Source organism: Bradyrhizobium sp. WBAH42, assembly GCF_024585265.1.
GTDB lineage: Bacteria > Pseudomonadota > Alphaproteobacteria > Rhizobiales > Xanthobacteraceae > Bradyrhizobium.
Genome location: NZ_CP036533.1, coordinates 4,162,551 through 4,181,419 on the forward strand (window position 1 = coordinate 4,162,551; position 18,869 = coordinate 4,181,419).

Annotated in this window: 16 protein-coding genes; 9 read left to right on the forward strand and 7 right to left on the reverse strand. The window is 65.3% G+C overall.

Annotated elements, in window-relative coordinates:
- Nucleotides 1-33 precede the first annotated feature (33 nt).
- Entirely contained in the window at nucleotides 34-1,029 is a 996-nt protein-coding gene (locus DCG74_RS19270) for an alpha/beta hydrolase (protein ID WP_172784510.1), read from the reverse strand.
- Nucleotides 1,030-1,041: 12 nt separating this feature from the next.
- Nucleotides 1,042-1,977 carry an MBL fold metallo-hydrolase gene (locus tag DCG74_RS19275; RefSeq protein ID WP_172784641.1) on the reverse strand — a complete coding sequence of 312 codons (936 nt, stop codon included), beginning with the start codon at nucleotides 1,975-1,977 and terminating at the stop codon, nucleotides 1,042-1,044.
- A gap of 230 nt (nucleotides 1,978-2,207) precedes the next feature.
- Here DCG74_RS19275 and DCG74_RS19280 point away from each other — a divergent pair, with 230 nt between their 5' ends.
- The 9 genes from DCG74_RS19280 (at nucleotide 2,208) to DCG74_RS19320 (ending at nucleotide 13,603) form a co-directional block, all read left to right on the forward strand.
- The gene (locus DCG74_RS19280) at nucleotides 2,208-3,152 is read left to right on the forward strand and encodes a LysR family transcriptional regulator (RefSeq protein ID WP_172784511.1); all 945 of its coding nucleotides are present in this window, start codon (nucleotides 2,208-2,210) and stop codon (nucleotides 3,150-3,152) included.
- A gap of 953 nt (nucleotides 3,153-4,105) precedes the next feature.
- Entirely contained in the window at nucleotides 4,106-5,455 is a 1,350-nt protein-coding gene (locus tag DCG74_RS19285) for a PotD/PotF family extracellular solute-binding protein (RefSeq protein ID WP_172784512.1), read from the forward strand.
- Between the two features lie 77 nt (nucleotides 5,456-5,532).
- A complete protein-coding gene (locus DCG74_RS19290) occupies nucleotides 5,533-6,408 on the forward strand; it encodes an ABC transporter permease (RefSeq protein ID WP_172784513.1) in 876 nt (291 codons plus the stop codon).
- Nucleotides 6,408-7,304, forward strand: a complete 897-nt coding sequence (locus DCG74_RS19295) for an ABC transporter permease (RefSeq protein WP_172784514.1) — start codon at nucleotides 6,408-6,410, stop codon at nucleotides 7,302-7,304. The genes DCG74_RS19290 and DCG74_RS19295 overlap by 1 nt, the downstream gene beginning before the upstream one ends.
- Nucleotides 7,301-8,407 (forward strand): ABC transporter ATP-binding protein, encoded by a 1,107-nt coding sequence (locus DCG74_RS19300; RefSeq protein WP_172784515.1) that lies wholly within the window; start codon nucleotides 7,301-7,303, stop codon nucleotides 8,405-8,407. The genes DCG74_RS19295 and DCG74_RS19300 overlap by 4 nt, the downstream gene beginning before the upstream one ends.
- A 21-nt stretch (nucleotides 8,408-8,428) precedes the next feature.
- Nucleotides 8,429-8,920 (forward strand): (2Fe-2S)-binding protein, encoded by a 492-nt coding sequence (locus DCG74_RS19305; RefSeq protein WP_172784516.1) that lies wholly within the window; start codon nucleotides 8,429-8,431, stop codon nucleotides 8,918-8,920.
- Between the two features lie 2 nt (nucleotides 8,921-8,922).
- Entirely contained in the window at nucleotides 8,923-11,310 is a 2,388-nt protein-coding gene (locus DCG74_RS19310; protein WP_172784517.1) for a xanthine dehydrogenase family protein molybdopterin-binding subunit, read from the forward strand.
- Between the two features lie 11 nt (nucleotides 11,311-11,321).
- Nucleotides 11,322-12,119 carry a xanthine dehydrogenase family protein subunit M gene (locus tag DCG74_RS19315; protein ID WP_172784518.1) on the forward strand — a complete coding sequence of 266 codons (798 nt, stop codon included), beginning with the start codon at nucleotides 11,322-11,324 and terminating at the stop codon, nucleotides 12,117-12,119.
- 17 nt (nucleotides 12,120-12,136) lie between these two features.
- Nucleotides 12,137-13,603 (forward strand): amidase, encoded by a 1,467-nt coding sequence (locus tag DCG74_RS19320; RefSeq protein WP_172784519.1) that lies wholly within the window; start codon nucleotides 12,137-12,139, stop codon nucleotides 13,601-13,603.
- Here DCG74_RS19320 and DCG74_RS19325 read toward each other — a convergent pair.
- From DCG74_RS19325 to DCG74_RS19345, 5 genes are all read right to left on the reverse strand, one after another.
- Nucleotides 13,600-14,499 carry a LysR substrate-binding domain-containing protein gene (locus DCG74_RS19325; protein ID WP_025035437.1) on the reverse strand — a complete coding sequence of 300 codons (900 nt, stop codon included), beginning with the start codon at nucleotides 14,497-14,499 and terminating at the stop codon, nucleotides 13,600-13,602. The genes DCG74_RS19320 and DCG74_RS19325 overlap by 4 nt on opposite strands.
- A 234-nt stretch (nucleotides 14,500-14,733) precedes the next feature.
- A complete protein-coding gene (locus DCG74_RS19330; protein WP_172784520.1) occupies nucleotides 14,734-15,570 on the reverse strand; it encodes an ABC transporter substrate-binding protein in 837 nt (278 codons plus the stop codon).
- 71 nt (nucleotides 15,571-15,641) lie between these two features.
- On the reverse strand, nucleotides 15,642-16,124 hold the full coding sequence (locus DCG74_RS19335) for a MaoC family dehydratase (protein WP_172784521.1): 483 nt from the start codon (nucleotides 16,122-16,124) through the stop codon (nucleotides 15,642-15,644).
- 9 nt (nucleotides 16,125-16,133) lie between these two features.
- Entirely contained in the window at nucleotides 16,134-17,717 is a 1,584-nt protein-coding gene (locus DCG74_RS19340) for an acyl CoA:acetate/3-ketoacid CoA transferase (RefSeq protein ID WP_172784522.1), read from the reverse strand.
- 4 nt (nucleotides 17,718-17,721) lie between these two features.
- Nucleotides 17,722-18,864, reverse strand: a complete 1,143-nt coding sequence (locus DCG74_RS19345; protein WP_172784523.1) for an acyl-CoA dehydrogenase family protein — start codon at nucleotides 18,862-18,864, stop codon at nucleotides 17,722-17,724.
- Nucleotides 18,865-18,869: the final 5 nt, after the last annotated feature.

Below are 18,869 nucleotides of genomic sequence, written 5' to 3' on the forward strand. Positions count from 1 at the left end.
GCAAAAGTGTCCCAGGCGGAAGCGAGGAGCGCGTTAACAATAATCTTCGGCGAGAAACTGGTTGATGGCGTCGAACGCCTGCAGACGGTTTTTCTCCAGGAGAACCATGTGCGTGCCTTCGCCGATCTCGATCCAGCGCCGGTATGGCGCATGTTTCAGTGAAAGGAAGAAGTCCTGCGCCGAGGCGATGGGCACGTCCTGATCCCATTCGGCGTGAACCAGCAGCACGGGGACGCGAATGTCGCCGGCATCATAGAGCCTCTTGCCGGCGGCCCAGTATTCGCGAATGTCCAGGATCGGGCCATTGACCGCACGCATGATCGCAGGCGTCTGCGCGCTGCCTAACGGGTCGGTCGCGAGCGAGATGCTGGCCCAGTGCTCGAAGCCGCCCGCCGGGATCAAGCGCGATCGTGCCGCTTCCGGCGCAGCCGAAAGCCAGCGCTCCCTGAAGTCCAGCACCGGAACCTTGCGATAGCCGCCGAGGCGCCCGCCTGCATCGATCGGAGCCGGACCCTGCAGCAGCCAGAGCGGCGCGACCAGCGCAAGCTTGATGATCTTGTCGTTATTGCCTGCGGTGTAAGCACCGGCCACCGAGCCGCCCCAGGACATGGCAACCAGATTGAGGCGCGCGATCTTGCGTTGCTTGAGGATATGCGCGACGGCGCTGGCGAGGTCACGCACACCGACCTCGGTGCGCACAAGCGGTTCGGACTGCTCCGGCGGCGCGTCCATCTCGGGCGGGCGGGTCGATTGGCCGTAGCCACGCACGTCGAGCGCGAAGACGTCGTACCCTTGGGCGGCGAGATAATCCATGAAGGAGCGGCCGCCGAGTGGCGTATCGAAGAGGCTTTCCGATGAATAGGTCGCGCCGTGCATCATCAGGATGGTTCGCTCGGCGGAGAAGGTCTCGAGCGCCGCGGGTCGCTTGTTGCGCAAGTGAAGCGAGATTCCGGCCGTGTCGCTCGGGATCATGAGATCCTCGACCACGATCTCGGGCCTGTCGGCGCGCGCATTAGCGTGCTGATTCATGATCGTCTCCTTTCAGACGAATTGCCAGGTAAAGCGTCCTCCGGTCCGGCTGATGCGGCCGACCGATGACTGTGCGAAATGGGTGGTGAAGATGGCTGCGCCCCGCTCGGCAGCATCCTCCAGCACGAAGGCGCGCGAGCGCAACGCGGCCTCCGGGAATTCGCAGAAGCAGGAATTGAGCGAAGGCTCATACACCTGGAGCGGATGGTGCATGACGTCTCCGGCGAACAGCGCCTCCTCGCCGCGCGAGACGAGGCGGATGGAGGCGTGATCGACGCTGTGGCCGGGCGTCGGAACGAACGAGATGCCTTCGATCAGCTCGCTTCCGTCTACCGCGATGAGCCTGGCAAGCCCGGCCTCGATCACCGGCCGGACGCTGTCGTCATAGACGCGGTCGGCCGGCTTGCGCAGCGCGGGCCCGAGGGCCGGGGCAGGGCGGGCCGGTCCGGTCGGCTCTGCGCCTGTCGCGAGACTCTCGCCATAGGCCTGCTCGATCGCGGAGAACACGTAAGTCGCATTCGGGAAGGTCGGGACCCAGCGCCCGTCAATGAGGCGGGTGTTCCAGCCGACGTGGTCGGCATGCACATGCGTGAGCAGCACGTAATCGACCTGCTCCGGCGTGACACCCGCTGCGGCCAGCCGCGCCAGGAACGGCTCGTTGAGCCGGTGAAGCGGCGGGATCTCCGGCCGGTTCTTGTCATTGCCGGTGGCCGTGTCGATCAGGATCGTGTGGTGCGGCGTCCTGACCAGCCAGCTGTGAATGCTTTGGATGAAGGTGCCGGTCGCAGCATCGAACGAGCCCGCCTCCAGGCGGTCGCGATGACGCTCCAGCGCCTGCGGCTCGCTTCCCGGAAAGAGCGCGTCGAACTTGAATGCGGCAAGCCGCAACTCGTCGATCCGCGTGATGGATGCTTCGCCGACTTGATAGGTCTTGGCCGCGTGAATCATCAAGATGTCCTCCACTGGACCGCGGCTTGGGCCCTGCTTGCCCGGGCCGCGGTGTCCGTGAGGTACGAGGCGCGCCGCGCCTTGGGGAGAGCCGCGGGTTCGATAGGTCCCATCGACATCGTCGATATCGGAAGGCACGATAGGCCAGCTTTTCACGCCGCCGTTTTGGCCTTAACCCTCGCATCGCGGCCCGTTCGAGCCGCGATGTGCCCTAGACGGAGGTGGCTCCGATGCAGGATGCGGAACACGGCCGGGGTCGGCCGGCCGACGACAACGATCTCGCCGAGATCGACCTCGGTCTGTTGCTGGCGCTGGAGGCTCTCCTGCGCGAGCGGAACGTGACGCGCGCGGCCTCCCGGCTCAATATCGGGCAGCCCGCGCTCTCGGCGCGGCTGAACCGGCTGCGGCAGATCTTTGCCGATCCGCTGTTCGTCCCCGCGGCGAGCGGGCGCGGCGTGGTGCCGACGACGAGGGCTGTGGAGCTCCAGACCGAGCTTGCCGACGTGCTCGGCAAGCTCCGTCGCATGGTGGAGGGGCCTGCTGTGTTCGACCCCGCCCGGAGCCAGCGCACCTTCGTCGTTGCCATCCACGAGAACCCGGCCGTGACGCTGGCACCCGGCTTGGTGGCAAGCTTGACCGCGATGGCGGAGCGGGCGCGGCTTGCTCTCGTTCACCCCGCCCGCGATGTCGTGGATCAACTCGAAAGGGGAGAGATCGATATCCTGGTGACGGGAGCCGACCGCGCACATGGCGAGCTGATGCAGCGGCCGCTGTTCGAGGACGGCTTCCTGTCCGCACAGCGCAAAGATCATCCCCGTGGCAACGGCCCGCTCGATCTCGACAGCTTTTGCGCGCTCGACCATCTCTTGATCTCCGCCGATGGCGGTGGCTTCTCGGGCCTCGTCGATGACGCGCTGGCCGCGCTCGGCCGCTCGCGGCGTGTCGCCGTCTCGATCCAGACCTATGCGTTGGCGCCTGTTATCCTCGCGCACAGTGACTGCATCTGCACTCTGCCGCGGCGCTTCCTGATCCGCTTCGCCCACGAGCTCGATCTCACGCCCCCGCCGCTCGATTTGCCGCCCGCTCGCATCGTCGCGCTGTGGCATCCGCGCAATCAGGAGGACAAAGGACACGCCTGGCTTCGCGAGTGCTTGTACCAGGCGGCTGCGGCTTGATCTCGATGTGTGTCCTCACATCGAGCTGATGGCGCCCTGCTGTTTCGTTCGCCTGTCAAGGCCTCTCGGCAAAAACATTCTTCTTTACCGAAATTCGGAAATATCGTATGCGTCGCTCATCCCGGCTCATCCAAGAGGGGCGATCGTGATGTCGTCATGTTCGTGAGCCGGGCTTGCGGTGGACGCGGCAGCGTCGGGCGCGAGAGGTGCGGGCAGGGAGGGTAGTCCCCGGTGAGCCCGCGGCCGCGCGCAGACGAACGGCGCTGCTAGGCTTTGTCTCGTCTGTAAGTTTCCAGCTTTGTCGACAGGGCTCGGGAATACTGCGGCGAAATGGCGGGCCGTGCGTACGGCAAAACCGTGTGGTCCTGGCCGTCGTTGCTACGGTCAAGCCTTGGCGAACGTGACATTGGCGTCAACCGGCGTCGTGTCAGCGACTTTCGCGAAGGTGAGGGAGGCCAGAAGGAATTCGGCTCCTGGGAGAGCGCGGCATAAGCCGTCCGGCCATCGCGCAGGGAAGGCCGAGTGTTTGGCTACACCTGTATGCTGCTGCGCGGTTCTTCCTGCGTGTGCTCTAGCGCAGCGGACCGCGGGTGCCAGTCGGCACCCGGTCTTCCCTGCGCCCTCTTGGATATGAGGGCGGCGAGATCAAGCAAATCTCGGGCGAAATGCGCCGCGAGAACGCGAAGGCGTGTCGGACGACGAACAATTTTCCGAACCGATGAGATCACCAAGTTTGCATTCCTCGCGCCCGGTATACCCGCCTGCCGCCTTCCTGAGCTGCCGTGCCGAGATGAAATGCAGTGAGTCGAGTCATTAGTCGCGCTTATGTCGCGAATTTTTACTTCCAATTTTACTTCGCAAAATCCCGCCCATAGCCTCAAGCGCAACTGATCACATCCGCAGGGATCGCTGAAGGTCGTTGCGGCCGCTCATTGTAACCAACGAGGGTTGCCATGCTTGACAGGGATAAGGGGAATGCTGCTGCCGGCCATGCCGGAACGAAGCCGGGGGAAGCAAAAAAGCTGAGCCGCCGCACGCTGTTGAAGGGTGCTGCAGCGGTTGCAGGCGCGGCCGCGGGAGCGGATGCGATCCGCGGATTCCCGACCATCTGGGCGCAGGAGATCAAGGACATCGAGCTGCGCCATGTCGGCGTCTCCTATTCGGTGGTGAAGGCGATCGGCGACCAGGCCGCCAAGGACCTCGGCTTCAAGGTGACGATGCAGAATCTCGACACCTCCGCCTCCATCAACCGCTTCATAAGCCAGCCTAATACGGTCGACATCGCCGATCTCGAGGGCTGGCAAGCCAAGCTGGCGGCGAAGCGCGGCGTGATCCAGGGCATCGAGGTCAAGAAGATCAAGGAGTTCGACAACATCCTGCCGATCTTCACCAAGGGCGAGATCGACGGCCACAAGATCCCGCGCCAGGGCATCTCGCCCTATGAGGCCATGTACATCGCCAAGCCCGACGCGACCGACCTCAATGACGGCGTCACCGAATGGGCGACCTTCCTGCCGCAGGTCTACAACGCCGATTCCATCGGCTATCGCCCCGATCTCGTCGGCCACGAAGTGACCGAGTGGAAGGACCTGATCGATCCCAAGTTCAAGGGCAAGGCTGCGATCCTCGACGTGCCCGCGATCGGCATCATGGACGCCGCGCTCTGCTTCGAGAGCGCCGGGCTGATCAAGTACGGCAACAAGGGGAACATGACCAAGGAGGAGATCGACTTCACCTGCAACAAGCTGATCGAGCTGAAGAAGCAGGGCCAGTTCCGCGCCACCTGGACCACCTTCGACCAGTCGGTGCAGCTGATGGCGGCGGGCGAGGTCATCATCCAGTCGATGTGGTCGCCGGCGGTGGCTGCCGTCCGAGTCAAGGAAATTCCCTGCGTCTACGCGCCCGTCAACGTCAAGAACGGCAAGGAAGGCTATCGCGGCTGGTGCAACGGCATGGGCCTGATGAAGCATCTCTCGGGCAAGAAGCTCGATGCCGCCTATGAATATCTCAACTGGTACCTCTCGGGCTGGCAGGGCGGCTTCGTCGCACGCTACGGCTATTACAGCCCGGTGCCCTCGACTGCGAAGAAATTCCTCACCCCCGCGGAATGGGCGTTCTGGTACGAGGGCCAGCCCGCGCCGGAGGTGGTCAACGATCCCTATGGCGTTGCGATGGAGAAGGCCGGCACCAAGCGTGACGGCGGCTCGTTCCTCGACCGCGTCAAGAACATCTCCTGCTGGAACACGCTGATGGACGAGGCCGCCTACATGAACAAGCGCTGGAACGACTTCAAGGTGGCCTGAAACCTGCTTTCCCTGACGAAAGGCGCCGGCGCGGCGACGCGCCGGCGGATGAGATTGACGTCGAGGCATTCGCTGACATGCAGCCGAGTTCTATTCCATCGCGATCCAATCTGGCCGGCTGGCTCTACGTCTCGCCGCTGGTCCTGGTGCTCGTGCCGTTCTTCGCGGCGCCGATCCTGGTGGTGCTGGCGGCGAGCTTCTTCGCCACCGACGGCTTTGGCGGCCTGACGCCGGGCTTCACGCTGGCGAGCTATGTCGAGGTGCTGCACTCGGCGCTGACGCTGAAGCTGTATCTGGCGACGATCAAGTTCACGGTGCTGACCTGGATCTTCACCCTGATCATCGGCTTCCTCGTTGCCTATTTCCTGGTCTTCCACGTCCGCAACCAGCTGCTTGCGATCGGCCTGTTCCTGCTCTGCACGGTGCCGTTCTGGACCTCGAACATCATCCGGATGATTTCGTGGATCCCGCTGCTCGGCAAGGAAGGCCTGATCAATCAGGCGCTGCTGGCGATGGGCGTGATCCGCCAGCCGCTGGAAGTGCTGCTGTTCTCCGACCTTGCGGTGGTCATCGCCTATGTCCATCAGCTCACGATCTTCATGATCGTGCCGATCTTCAATTCCATGGCGCGGATCGACAAGAAGCTGATCGAGGCCGCAATCGACGCCGGCGCCAGCCGTTTCGATATCATGCGCCTGATCGTGGTGCCGATGTCCAAGAGCGGCATCGCGCTCGGCACCATCTTCGTGGTCTCGATCGTCATGGGCGATTTCTTCGTGGTCAAGGTGATGTCCGGCGGCGGTTCCGCCTCGGTGGTCAGCGCCTTCTACGAGGACGTCGGCGTGCTGCAATATCCGACCGCCGCGGCGAGCGCCGTGTTGCTGACGCTTGTGCTGGTCGCGATCGTCTCGCTGATCCTGCGCACCGTCGACGTCAGGCAGGAGATCACGTGATGAGCGCGGTTCTCGCCGACATGCCGGAGACGGTTGCGCCTGCAACCAGCAAGGCGATCGCGCCGAGCAAGGGTGGGCGGCCCTGGACGTTCTATGTGCTGTCGGCGCTGTTCACGTTCTACGTGCTCGCGCTCTACGGCCCGATGTTCTGCATCTACATCCTGTCGTTCCAGGACATCCGCGGCGGCCTCGTCTTCCCGATGAAGGGCCAGTCGATGCACTGGTTCGTCGATCTCTTCACCCAGGTGCGCACCGGCGACGTCAAGGGCTCCTTCGACCGCTCCATCAAGCTCGCCGTGATCGTCACCGTCATCACGGTGGTGGTGTCGTTCCTCGCCGGGCTCGGCTTCCGCAAGCGCTTTCGCGGCGACACGTTCGTCTTCTACATGATGATCGGCAGCCTGGTCGCGCCCGGCCTCGTGCTCGGCCTCGGTACGGGCCTGTTGTTCCAGGCGCTCGGTCTGAATGCCAGTTGGTACACCTCGGCGCTCGGCGCGCAGCTATCCTGGACGCTGCCGTTCGGCGTGCTCGTGATGTTCGCGGTGATGTCGCGCTTCAATCATGCGTGGGAGGAGGCGGCTTACGATCTCGGCGCCAGCCGCTGGCAATCGATCTGGCTGGTGATGATCCCGGTGCTGGCGCCTGGCCTCGTCGCGGTCGCGCTGTTCGGATTCACGCTGTCCTATGACGAGTTCGCCCGCAGTCTTCAGACCGCGGGCTCACTGAACACCCTGCCGCTGGAAATCTGGAGCATGACGCTGAACGTCACATCGCCCTCGCTTTATGCGCTGGGCACCGTGACCACCGTCGTCTCCTTCATCGTGATCGGTGCCAGCCTCGGCACCATCGTGCTGATCCAGAAGAAGCGCGGCAGCCGGGCAAAGGGATGGGAATGAAGAACGATCGCGGCGATATCGAGCTGGCAGGCGTCTGCAAGAGCTTTGACGGCATCACCAACGTCGTTGACGGCGTCAATCTGAAGATCGCAGACGGTGCCTATTGCTGCTTCATTGGCCCCTCCGGCTGCGGCAAGACCACCATCCTGCGCATGATCGCAGGCCATGAGGACCCGACGGCGGGCGAGATCGTGATCGGCGGGCAGAACGTCGTCGGCCTCGCGCCGGTGCAGCGCCGCACCGCGATGATGTTCCAGTCCTACGCGCTGTTTCCGCACCTGACGGTTCGAGAGAACATCGCCTTTGCGTTGCGCGTGCGCGGCCAGTCCAAGGCGGATCGTCTGCGCGCGGCGGATGCCATGATCGAAAAGGTCCGGCTGACGAGCTTCGCCGATCGCCTGCCGGTCCAGCTGTCCGGCGGCCAGCAGCAGCGCGTGGCGCTGGCGCGCGCGGCGATCACCGAGCCGCGCGTGCTCTTGCTCGACGAGCCGCTGTCGGCGCTCGACGAGCAGCTCCGCGTCCAGATGCGCCAGGAGCTCAGGCGGATGCAGCGGGAGCTCGGCATCACCTTCATTCACGTCACCCACACCCAGCTCGAGGCGATCGCCCTTGCGGATCTCGTCGTGGTGATGGAGCAGGGCAGGATCAAGCAGGCGGGGGCGGCGCGCGAGGTCTATGCCCATCCGCACGATCGCTATGTCGCCGAGTTCATGGGAGGCCAGAACGTGCTGTCGGGCAGGGTGGAGAAGGTGAACGGTGCGAGCTTCACGCTCGCGCAGGCCGCGCCTGATGGCATCGAGGTGCCGCTCCAGGCCCGCCCGACCGTGAGCGTCGGCGACAAGGTCGATATCGCCGTGCGACGCGACGACGTCGCGCTGGTGAGGCCCGGCAAGGCGCTGCCGCCGGGCTGTACCACGTCGCTGCCGAGCCGCGTGCTCGCGATCGAATACCAGGGCTATTTCGTCAAGGTCATGCTCGACACCGTGCCGGACGACGAGTTCGTTGCCTATGTGCCGGAAAAGACCTTCTTTGCAGATCCCTTCACCGTCGGTGATGTCGTGATGGCCACATGGGCCACCGGCAGCGCACTTCCACTCGCCTAAAGACCCGTCGCGCACAGGAGCATGACCGTGCAGATATCCTTCACCCTCAACGGACGGCCAACAAGCGTGGATGTCGAGCCGGCAACACTCGTCGCCGAGCTCCTGCGCGAGCAGCTCCATCTCACCGGCACCCATATCGGCTGCGACACCAGCCAGTGCGGCGCCTGCGTCGTGCATCTGAACGGCCTGCCGGTGAAGAGCTGCACGCTGCTCGCGCCCGCGCTCGACGGTGCGACTTTGCTCACGATCGAGGGCCTGACGGGCGCCCCCGGCTCGAACCAGATGCATCCGATGCAGGAGGCCTTCCGCGAGCACCACGGGCTGCAGTGCGGCTTCTGCACACCGGGCATGCTGATGACGGCCGTCGCGCTTGCCACCGAAAAGCCGGACCTGACGGAGGCCGATGTCCGCCACGGCCTCGAAGGCAATATCTGCCGCTGCACCGGCTACCAGAACATCGTCATCTCGGTCATGGCCGGCGCTGCCGCCATGCACGCTGCCAAGGGAGAGTGACCATGGGCAATGTGATCGGCATCGGTGCAGCGCCAAAGCGGAAAGAGGACCAACGTTTCCTCACCGGCCGTGGCAATTACGTCTCCGACATCAAGCGCTCCGGCATGGCCGCCGGCGTGTTCGTGCGCTCGCCGCACGGCCATGCGGTGCTGCGCGGGATCGACAAGAGTGCCGCTCTGGCGTCGCCCGGCGTCATCGCGGTCCTGACCGGCGACGATGTCGCCGATGATGGGCTGGGCTCGTTGCCCTGCGGCTGGGGTATCACCGACGCCAAGGGCGTGCCGATGAAGGAGCCGCCGTTCCCGATGCTGGCGCAGGACAAGGTGCGCTTCGTCGGCGATATGGTGGCTTTCGTCATCGCAGAAACCCCGGAGCAGGCCAACGCGGCGGCCGACCTGCTGAAGGTCGACTACGAGGTGCTGCCCTCCGTGGTCGGCGTGCTCGAAGCCATCAGGCCCGACGCGCCGCAATTGTTCGACGACGTGCCGAAGAACATCTGCTGCGACTGGGAGCTCGGCGACAAGGCCGCGGTCGAATCCGCGTTCAAGAAGGCGGCGCATGTCGCAAGACTGAGCCTCGTCAACAATCGCCTGATCGGCAACCCCATGGAGCCGCGCGCGGCCATCGCCGAATACGAGCCGGGCACGGATCGCTACACGCTGTGGACCACCAGCCAGTTCCCGCACGTCGTGCGCTTCCTGATGGGTGCGCTGGTGCTGAACATTCCCCAGCATAAGCTGCGCGTGGTCGCGCCCGATGTCGGCGGTGGCTTCGGAGTCAAGCAGTTCCATTACGGCGAGGAGGCCGTGATCACCTGGGCGGCCAAGCGCGTGCGGCGGCCGGTGAAATGGGTGGCGAGTCGCTCGGAAGGCTATGTCTCCGATCGCCATGGCCGCGACCATGTCACCGAGGCCGAGCTCGCGCTCGACGAGACCGGAAAATTCCTCGCCTTCCGCGTCAAAACGCTGGCCAATATGGGCGGCTATCTCTCGACCTTCGGACCGAACATCCCGACCAATCTCTACGGGCCGCTGCTCAGCGGCGTCTACACCACGCCGGCGATCTATTGCAACGTGAAGGTGGTCTTCACCAACACCGTCCCGGTCGACGCCTATCGCGGCGCCGGCCGGCCCGAGGCGACCTTCGTGCTGGAGCGCATCGTCGATGTCGCCGCCAGCGAGATGGGAATCGACCGCGTCGAGATCCGCCGCCGCAACATGATCCCGAAGGAGGCCTATCCTTATCAGACGCCGGTGCTGGTGCAGTACGATTCCGGCGATCCCATGGGCTGTCTCGACGGCGCGCTGGTCGCCGCCGACGTCAAGAACTTTGGCGTGCGCAAGGCGGCGTCCGCCAGCAATGGCAAGTTCCGCGGGCTCGGCTACTCCACCTATGTCGAGGCCTGCGGCCTCGCGCCGTCGCGCTTCGCAGGACGGCTAGGGGCGCGCGGCGGCCTTTATGAGAGCGCCACGGTGCGGGTGCATCCGACCGGCCAGGTGACGGTGATGATCGGTACCCACAATCACGGCCAGGGCCACGAGACCACCTTCGCGCAGATCGTCTCGGACAAGCTCGGCGTTGCCTTCGAGAATGTCGACATCGTGTTCGGCGATACCGACCGCGTGCAGTTCGGCATGGGCACCTACGGCTCGCGCTCGCTGGTCGTCGGCGGCGCCGCGCTGTCGAAGGCGACCGACAAGGTGATCGTCAAGGGCAAGAAGATCGCCGCACATCTGCTCGAAGTGTCCGAGGCCGATATCCAGTTCGAGGCCGGCAAGTTTTCCGTTGCCGGCACGGACCGCATCAAGACGTTCGAGGAGATCGCCGGCGCAGCTTACGTGCCGCACAATTATCCGCTCGAGGTGCTGGAGCCGGGGCTTGAAGAGCAGGCTTATTACGACCCCGTCAACTTCACCTATCCCGGCGGCTGCCACATCGCCGAGGTCGAGGTCGATCCAGAGACGGGCACGGTGACCTTGGTGAACTATACGGCGGTAGACGACGTCGGCACGGTCATCAACCCAATGATCGTCGAGGGCCAGCTGCACGGCGGCATCGTGCAGGGCGTCGGCCAGGCGCTGTTCGAGAACGCAGTCTATGACGAAGGCTCCGGCCAGCTGCTGTCGGGCTCGCTGATGGATTACTGCATGCCGCGCGCCGATCATCTGCCGATGATGAAGGTTGCGACCCACTCGACGCTCTGCACGCACACGCCGATGGGCGTGAAAGGTTGCGGCGAGGTCGGCACCATCGGCTCGCCCGCCGCCGTCATCAATGCGGTGGTGGATGCGCTATCGCATCTCGGCGTCACCCATGTCGACATGCCGGCGACGCCGAACCGGATCTGGCGCCTGCTGCAGAACGCGTCGCTGCCGGTCGCCGCGGAATAGGGAGGATAACAATGAAGCCATTTGCCTATCACCAGCCGGACCAGATTCCAGATGCGGCCAAGCTCCTGACCTTGATCGAGGACAGCAAGCTCGTCGCCGGCGGCATGACGCTGATCCCGACACTGAAGCAGCGGCTGGCCAGTCCGGCCGCGCTGGTCGATCTGTCGAAGCTCGGAAGCCTCAAGGGCATCACCGACGACGGCGCCACCATCACCATCGGCGCCATGACGCCGCATGCGGTGGTGGCTGCCTCGAAGCTGGTGCAGACCAAGATTCCCGGGCTCGCCGCGCTGGCCTCGATGATCGGCGATCCCGCCGTGCGCAGTCGCGGCACCATCGGCGGTTCGGTCGCAAACAACGATCCGGCCGCGGATTATCCCGCGGGCGTGCTCGGCTTCGGCGCCACCATCGTCACGAGCAAGCGCGAAATCGCGGCAGACAAGTTCTTCCTCGGCCTGTTCGAGACCGCGCTCGAGCTTGGAGAGATCATCACCGCGATCCGCTTTCCCGTGCCGGTCAAGGCGGGGTACGCGAAGTTCAAGGCGCCTGCGTCGCGTTACGCGCTGGTCGGTGTGTTCGTCGCGAAATTTGCCGATGGCGTTCGTGTGGCGGTCACTGGCGCCGGGCCCGGCGTGTTCCGCGTGCCGCCGATGGAGGCGGCGCTGTCGAGCCATTTCGATCCGTCCGCGATCGCGGCGATCAAGATCGACACCGACGGCCTCACCTCCGACATCCATGCCGAAGCCGATTACCGTGCGCATCTCGTCACGGTCATGGCCAAACGCGCCGTCGAAGCGGCGCTCAGCTAGCTCTCTTAGGGTTCATGATGACTGATGGTTCCGGCCGAACGGCCTTCCCGCCGGCGCCGACTGGCCTTGGCGCGCTCTCTGCAACCGAGATCGTAGCCGGTTATCGGCGCAAGGCATTCACGCCGCGCGATGTCGTCGACGACACCATCGCCGCGCTGGAGGTAACGAACGAAGCCTGCAACGCAGTCGTGACTCCGATGTACGAGCAGGCGAGGGCAGAGGCTGATCGTCTCACCAAGGAGATGCGCTCGGGCGAAGTCATGGGGCCGCTGGCCGGCGTGCCCGTCACGATCAAGGATCTCGTCTTCGTCGCGGGCGTACCGGCCTATGCCGGCTCGCCGATGAACAAGGCGTTCGTGCCCGAGGTCGATGCCGCCGTGGTCTCCGCGTTGAAAGCGTCCGGCGCCATCATCACCTGCAAGACCACGACCTGCGAGTCCGGCTACAAGCTCACGGCGGACAGCCCGGTCACCGGCACCACGCGTAATCCCTGGAACCCCGGCCGCACCAGCGGCGGATCGAGCGGCGGCGCGGCGGCAGGCGTTGCGGCCGGCTGCGGCCCGATCGCGATCGGCACCGACGGCGTCGGCTCGATCCGCGTGCCGTCGTCGTTCTGTGGCGTGTTCGGCCTGAAGCCGACCTTCGGGCTCGTCCCGCGCTCGCCCGGCTTCTCGCCGCCGTCCTGGGCCTCGCTCGCGCATACCGGGCCGATTACGCGTACGGTGGCAGACGCTGCGCTGACGCTGGAGATCATCGCTGCTTACGATATGCGCGATGCCGCAAGCCTTCCCGTGCCATCCCGCCGCTTCGATACCGACGCCGCAGCACTGACCGGCATTCGCATCGCCGCCAGCGTCGATCTCGGTTATGCCGCTGTCAGTCCTGACGTGACGGCTGCATTCGGCAAGGCGCTCGCCGTTCTCGATTCCTGCGGCGCGCAGGTCACCATGGATGGCCCCACGCTCGACCCCGGCATTCTGGAGCATACGCTCAAGCCGATCGCCTTCACCGAGCAGGCGGCGGCCGTTGCCGGCAAGACCACGGCCGATCTCGCCGGCTCCGAGGCGGCCTATCGCGATGTCGTCGGCGTCGGCCGGCGCTACAGCGGGACGGACTACGTCGAAGCAGGCTATCGCCGCGGGCAGGCGCGCAACGCCTTCGTCAAACTGTTCGAGCGCGTCGATGCGCTGGTGACGCCGACCGTCGCGGTGACCGCGTTCGAGGCCGGCCAGATCGGCGTCGGCAAGATCGACGGCCGCGAGGTCGACCCGCATCTCGGCTGGTCGCCCTTCACCTGGCCGATCAATCTCGCCGGCCTTCCGGCGGCGACGCTGCCTTGCGGCTTCGACCGCGACGGAATGCCGATCGGGCTTCAGATCGTCGCGCCCTGGCTCGACGAGCCCACCATCTTCCGCATCGCCGCCGCCTTCGAAGCGGCGCAACCCTGGGCAAAATTCTGGCCGCAGCTGGCGGTGCGGCGCTAGGACAGCTCGATTGGCGCGCCGCGGCCGCTCAGCTCTTCATCGAGCCGCAGATAGTGCGCGAGATAATCGTGCAGCGCGGTCGCTGCTTTCGAGGTCGCGCCGCTCGACTTGTAGAGCAAGAGCTCGATCTTCGGCAGCGGAGGCAGGCCTTCGTTCGGCCCGATCTCGCGCATCGCCGGCACCAGCGCGCTGCGGCCGAGCACGGTGACGGCCATGCCGGCGAAGGCCGCGGCCTGGAGGCCGCCGACGCTTTCGCTGACGCAGGCGATGCGCCAGCGCAAATTCGCCCGCTCCAGCGTGTCGATGGCGTAGTCGCGATAGATGTTGCCGGGCGGCAGGAGCGCCAGCGGAATCGGACGCTCCTGATGCGCGGCGGACTGTTCGCCGGTCATCCACACCAATTGCTCGCGCCGCACCACCTGGCCGCCGGTGAAATCATTCATGCGGGTGACGAGCGCGATGTCGACATCGCCGCGCTTGACGAGGCCGACCAGCGGCGTCGACAGCGCGCAGTTGAGCTCGACCTGCACGCGCGGAAAGGATTTCCGGAACACGCTGAGGATCGACGGCAGCATGAACGCCGCATAGAGGTCGGGCGTGCCGAGCACGACCTGGCCCTCGATCTCCTGCGACGCAAGCTGCGAGATCAGCTCGTCATGCAACCTGAGGATGGACTTGGCGTAGGTGAGAACGGTGGTGCCGTCGTCGGTCAGCGTCAGCCTGCGGCCGCCATGCTCGAACAATTGCTTGCCGGTCAGCTCCTCCAGCCGCTGCAATTGCAGCGTGATCGCCGGCTGGGTGCGGCCCAGCCGGCGCGCGGTCTCGGTGATGCTGCCGGTCTCGACCACCGAGATCAGCGACCGGAGCATGCGGATGTCGAGGCTGATGAGGTTCATGCGGCGTCCATGTCGCCCAGAATTTATGCAAGTTCCGTGCTACTGGCCGCCGAGCGGCGGTGGCCGGCACTGCGATCTGAACGCGCATCCCGGTCGGATGATAACTCATTGTAGTATCAGCGCTATCGCTTCTCCATGGCGCCCATCACGGAGCGCGAGTCCGACATCATCAGTTGATCAGACGGTTACGTGTGCGCGGTGCGTGCGCGGGGACATCAAGGCGGCGCTTGCTTGTCAATTCGTCGGCCCATCCCCACGGATCGCAAACGTCGTCGCCTTCAACTTGGTCATGCCGAACTTGTCGAACAGCTTGTCATAGGTGCCATCAGTGCGGATCGCCGTTAGTGCCTCGGCAACGGCCTGGGCCAGCAGCTTGTCGCGGAAGGCGAAGGTGATGTCGGTGCCCGCGATGTCGCGGACCCAGATCTTGGCGATGCCCTTCTGCTCCAGCGAGTTGGCGGTCTCGTTGATGTTGAGCGCGGCTTCGAGCTGCCCGGCGCGCAGCGCCGCGGAGGTGGCGGTGACGGTGGTGAAAGTGCGCAGCTCGATCGGCTTGAGGCCCTTGGCTTCCATCGCCGTGCTGAACTCACGCGCCTTGCGCTCGGTGTAGGTCGCCGATTCCACACCGACCACGCGGCCGGCGAGGTCCTCGAATTTCTCCAGCTTCAGGCTGGAGGAGGGGTCGGTGTAGATGCTGATCGCCTGCTGGGCATAAGGCACGAGGTAAAGCATCTTGGAGCGCTCCTCGGTCCAGAACAGGCCGGTGTTGATGGCATCGAAGCGGCCAGAGCGCAGCGCCGGGATCATCGGCGGGAAGTCCATACGCAGGAACACCGGCTCGACGCAGATGCGCTTCGCGATCTCGCGGGCGAGCTCGACGTTGAGGCCCTGCAGCTCGCCCTTGTCGTCGACGAATTGCTGCGGCGGCAGCGTCGGGTTGATCGACATCTGCCATTTCGGCGCCTCGATCAGGCTCGAGGCCGGCACTTTCGGCGTGCAGGTCTGGGCTCCGGCGGCCTGCGTCAGGCCGGCCAGCAGGACGAGGGCGGAGAAGGTTTTTGCAAATCGCATCTGAATACTCCGATCAAATCGTGGATGGCAGAGGAGCCGTTCTCCGGCCCAAAGTCTTCTTCATTGTCTCGTCATGTGGCCGCCGCAGCACCGGCTTGCCGGGTCAGGATCAGCGAGATGTGGCGCGCCGCGGTCACCACCTCGTCGCGCTGGTTGAGGAGATCGAGCGTCTCGACGACGATGCCGCGCGCGGGGTTTTTGGTCGGCCGTTTCTCGATGAAGCGGAAGCGCACCCGCAAGCGATCGCCGGCGACGATGGGACCTCTAAATTTGACCTCGTCCCAGCCGAGCGAGGCGACCGAAGTCTCCTCATACAGCTTCAGCTCCGACTTCAGCCCTTCCATCAGCGACAGGCCGTACAGGCCATGGCCGATCACCGCGGGAAAGCCGCGGGAGCGCGCATAGGCGCCATCGACATGGAGCGGATGATGATCGCGCGTGACGTCGGCGAAGGCCGCGATATCGGCCTCCGTCACGGTGTGCACGGCGGTCTCGAACTCCGCGCCGAGCGCGATATCTTCGTAGCGGAGATTGGTCGGGGCGCTCGTGTCCATGCTGGTCCCTCAGGCGACCTTCCGTGGCCGCGCCGGGAGCGCCTTGAAGCTCTGCGCAATCCCCATCGGCCCGGAGCGGAAGATGCGCGGGTCCATGTCTTTCAGTTGCGGGCTGATGCGTGGGCGAAAGCCCATATGGGCCAGAATGTCCTCCTCCAGCCGTACGCCCGGCGCGATCTCGGTCAGCGTCACGCTGCCGTTCTCCAGCTCGAACACGGCGCGCTCGGTGACGTAGCTGACGTGCTGGCCGCGCTGAGCGGCAAGCGTGGCGCTGAAGCTGATCTGGCCGACGTGTGGGACGAACTTGCGGAAAGCGCCGTCGCGCCGGATCGCGAGGCGGCCGTTCTCGACACCGATGTCGAGCTTGCCGCCGGTCATGGTGCCGCTGAAGATCAGCCGCTTGGCGTTCTGCGTGATGTCGATGAAGCCGCCGGAGCCGTCGCGGCGCTCGCCGAAACGGGTGACGTTGACGTTGCCGGCTTCATCCACCTCGGCGAAGGAGAGGAAGGCGCAGGAGAGGCCGCCGCCGTCATAGAAGTCGAACTGATAGGCCTGGTCGAGAATGACGCGCGGATTGATCGCGGTGCCGAACTCGCGGGCATGACCCGGCACGCCGCCAACCACGCCGGATTCCACCGTCAGCGTGATCAGGTCGGAGATGCCTTCCTCGGCGGCGACATTGGGGATCATCGCGGAGATGCCGACGCCGAGATTGACGACGTCACGCGGGCGCAATTCGAAAGCGGCGCGGCGGGCGATCACCCGCCGCTCGGTGAGCGGATCGGGCGTGATCATCGCCTCCGGAACCCGCGTCTCGCCGCAGCGCGCCGGGTCATAGGCGGTGCCGTAGGTCTGCATCTGCTCGGGCTCGAGCACGACATGGTCGATCAGGAAGCCCGGGATCTTCACCATCTGCGGATGGATCGAGCCGCGCTTCACGATGCGCTTGACCTGGCAGATCACGGTGCCGCCGGCGTTGTGCACGGCCTGCGCAATCGACAGATCCTCGCGCGTCGTGCCCTCGTGCTCCATGCTGATATAGCCGTCCTCATCGGCCGAGGTCCCGCGGATGATGGCGACGTCGGGCGGAGCGGGGACGCGGTAGAGCAGCCAGGACTGGCCGTGCAGCTCGAGCAGGTCGACCAGCGGCGCGGTGGTGCGTTTGTTCATGCGCCCGCCGTCCTGGCGCGGGTCCATGTAGGTGTTGAGGCCGACATGGGTGAGCACGCCGGGATGCTTGGCGGCCACGGCGCGGCAGAGCTGGCTCATCACGCCTTGCGGAAAATTGTAGGCGTCGATCAGCTCGTCGCGGACGAGGCGCATGAACGGCACCTGGAGCCCGAAATTGCCGCCGATGACGCGCGCGATCAGGCCTTCATGGGCGAGATGGCAGAGGCCCTTTTCGGTCACGGCGCCGACGCCGGTGATGTTGATGAGCGTCAGATTGTGCGGGCCCTGACCGCCGAGGAAACGCTGCTCCAGCGCATCCAGAATGGCTTCGGCGGCACCGGTGCCGCCATTGCCACCGACGATCAGCGTGTCGGTGTCGCGGATCAGGCCGGCGGCCTCCGCCGCTGTGATGATGCTCAGCATGCCCTCACGCGGCCTCCTTCTCGACCTGGCGGGCGATGATCAGCCGCTGGATCTGGTTGGTGCCTTCGTAGATCTGGGCGAGGCGAACGTCGCGGAAGATCCGCTCGATGCGGTACTCGCGCGAATAGCCGTTACCGCCGTGGATCTGCAGCGCGTTGGAGACGTGCTTCATCGCCATGTCGGTGGTGAACAGCTTTGCTTGTGCCGCTTCCTTGGCGATCGGCTCGCCAGCATCGTGCAGGCGCGCGGCGTGATGGATCAGCAGGCGCGCAGCCGCGATGTCGGTCGACATGTCCGCGAGCATGAACTGCACCGCTTGATAGCCGATGATGGCCTGGCCGAACTGCTTGCGGTCCTTGGCGTAAGTCGTGGCGTCCTCGAACGCGGCCTGCGCCATGCCGAGCGCCATGGAGGCCATCATCAGCCGGCTGAAGTTGAAATTGCTCATGGCCATCTTGAAGGCCTGGTTCTCCGGCCCCATCACGCTGTCCGATGGCAGGCGCACGTCGGAGAAGGTGATCTGGCAGTCGTCCAGGCCGTGCATGCCGAGCAGCTCCTCGTTCTTGCCGCGCGCGACGCCGGGCAGGGCGCCGTCGACGAGAAGACAGGAGATGGCGCGGTGGCCCGCGTCTGCGCCGGTGCGCGCGAACACCATGATGCGGTCGGCGACGCCGCCGAGCGTCACCCAGGCCTTGGTGCCGTTGAGCCGCCAGCCATAGCCCTCCCGTACCGCGTTGGTGCGGATACCAGCGACGTCGGAGCCGTGATCGGGCTCGGAGACGGCGGTCGCGGGAATGATGTCGCCGCTCAGAATTTTTGGGATCAGCGCCTTGTGTGCCTCGGTGCCGTGATGATCGAAGAACAGCACGGCCTCGACCGGAATCGCGAAGGCGTTGGCGACCGCGCCGGAGCAGCGCGCCAGCTCCTCCATCGCGATGCAGGCCGCCACCGCATCGAGACCGGCGCCGCCGGCGCCCTCGCGCAGGCAGATACCGAACAGGCCGAGATCGGCCATGCCCTTGTAGAGCACGCGGTCGAAGCGGTCTTCGCGATCGATCGCCGCAGCGCGCGGCAGGATCTCCGCTTCTGCGAAGCGACGGGCGGTCTCGCGCAGGGCTTTCTGGTCTTGGCTGTAGAAGCGGTCCATGGCGT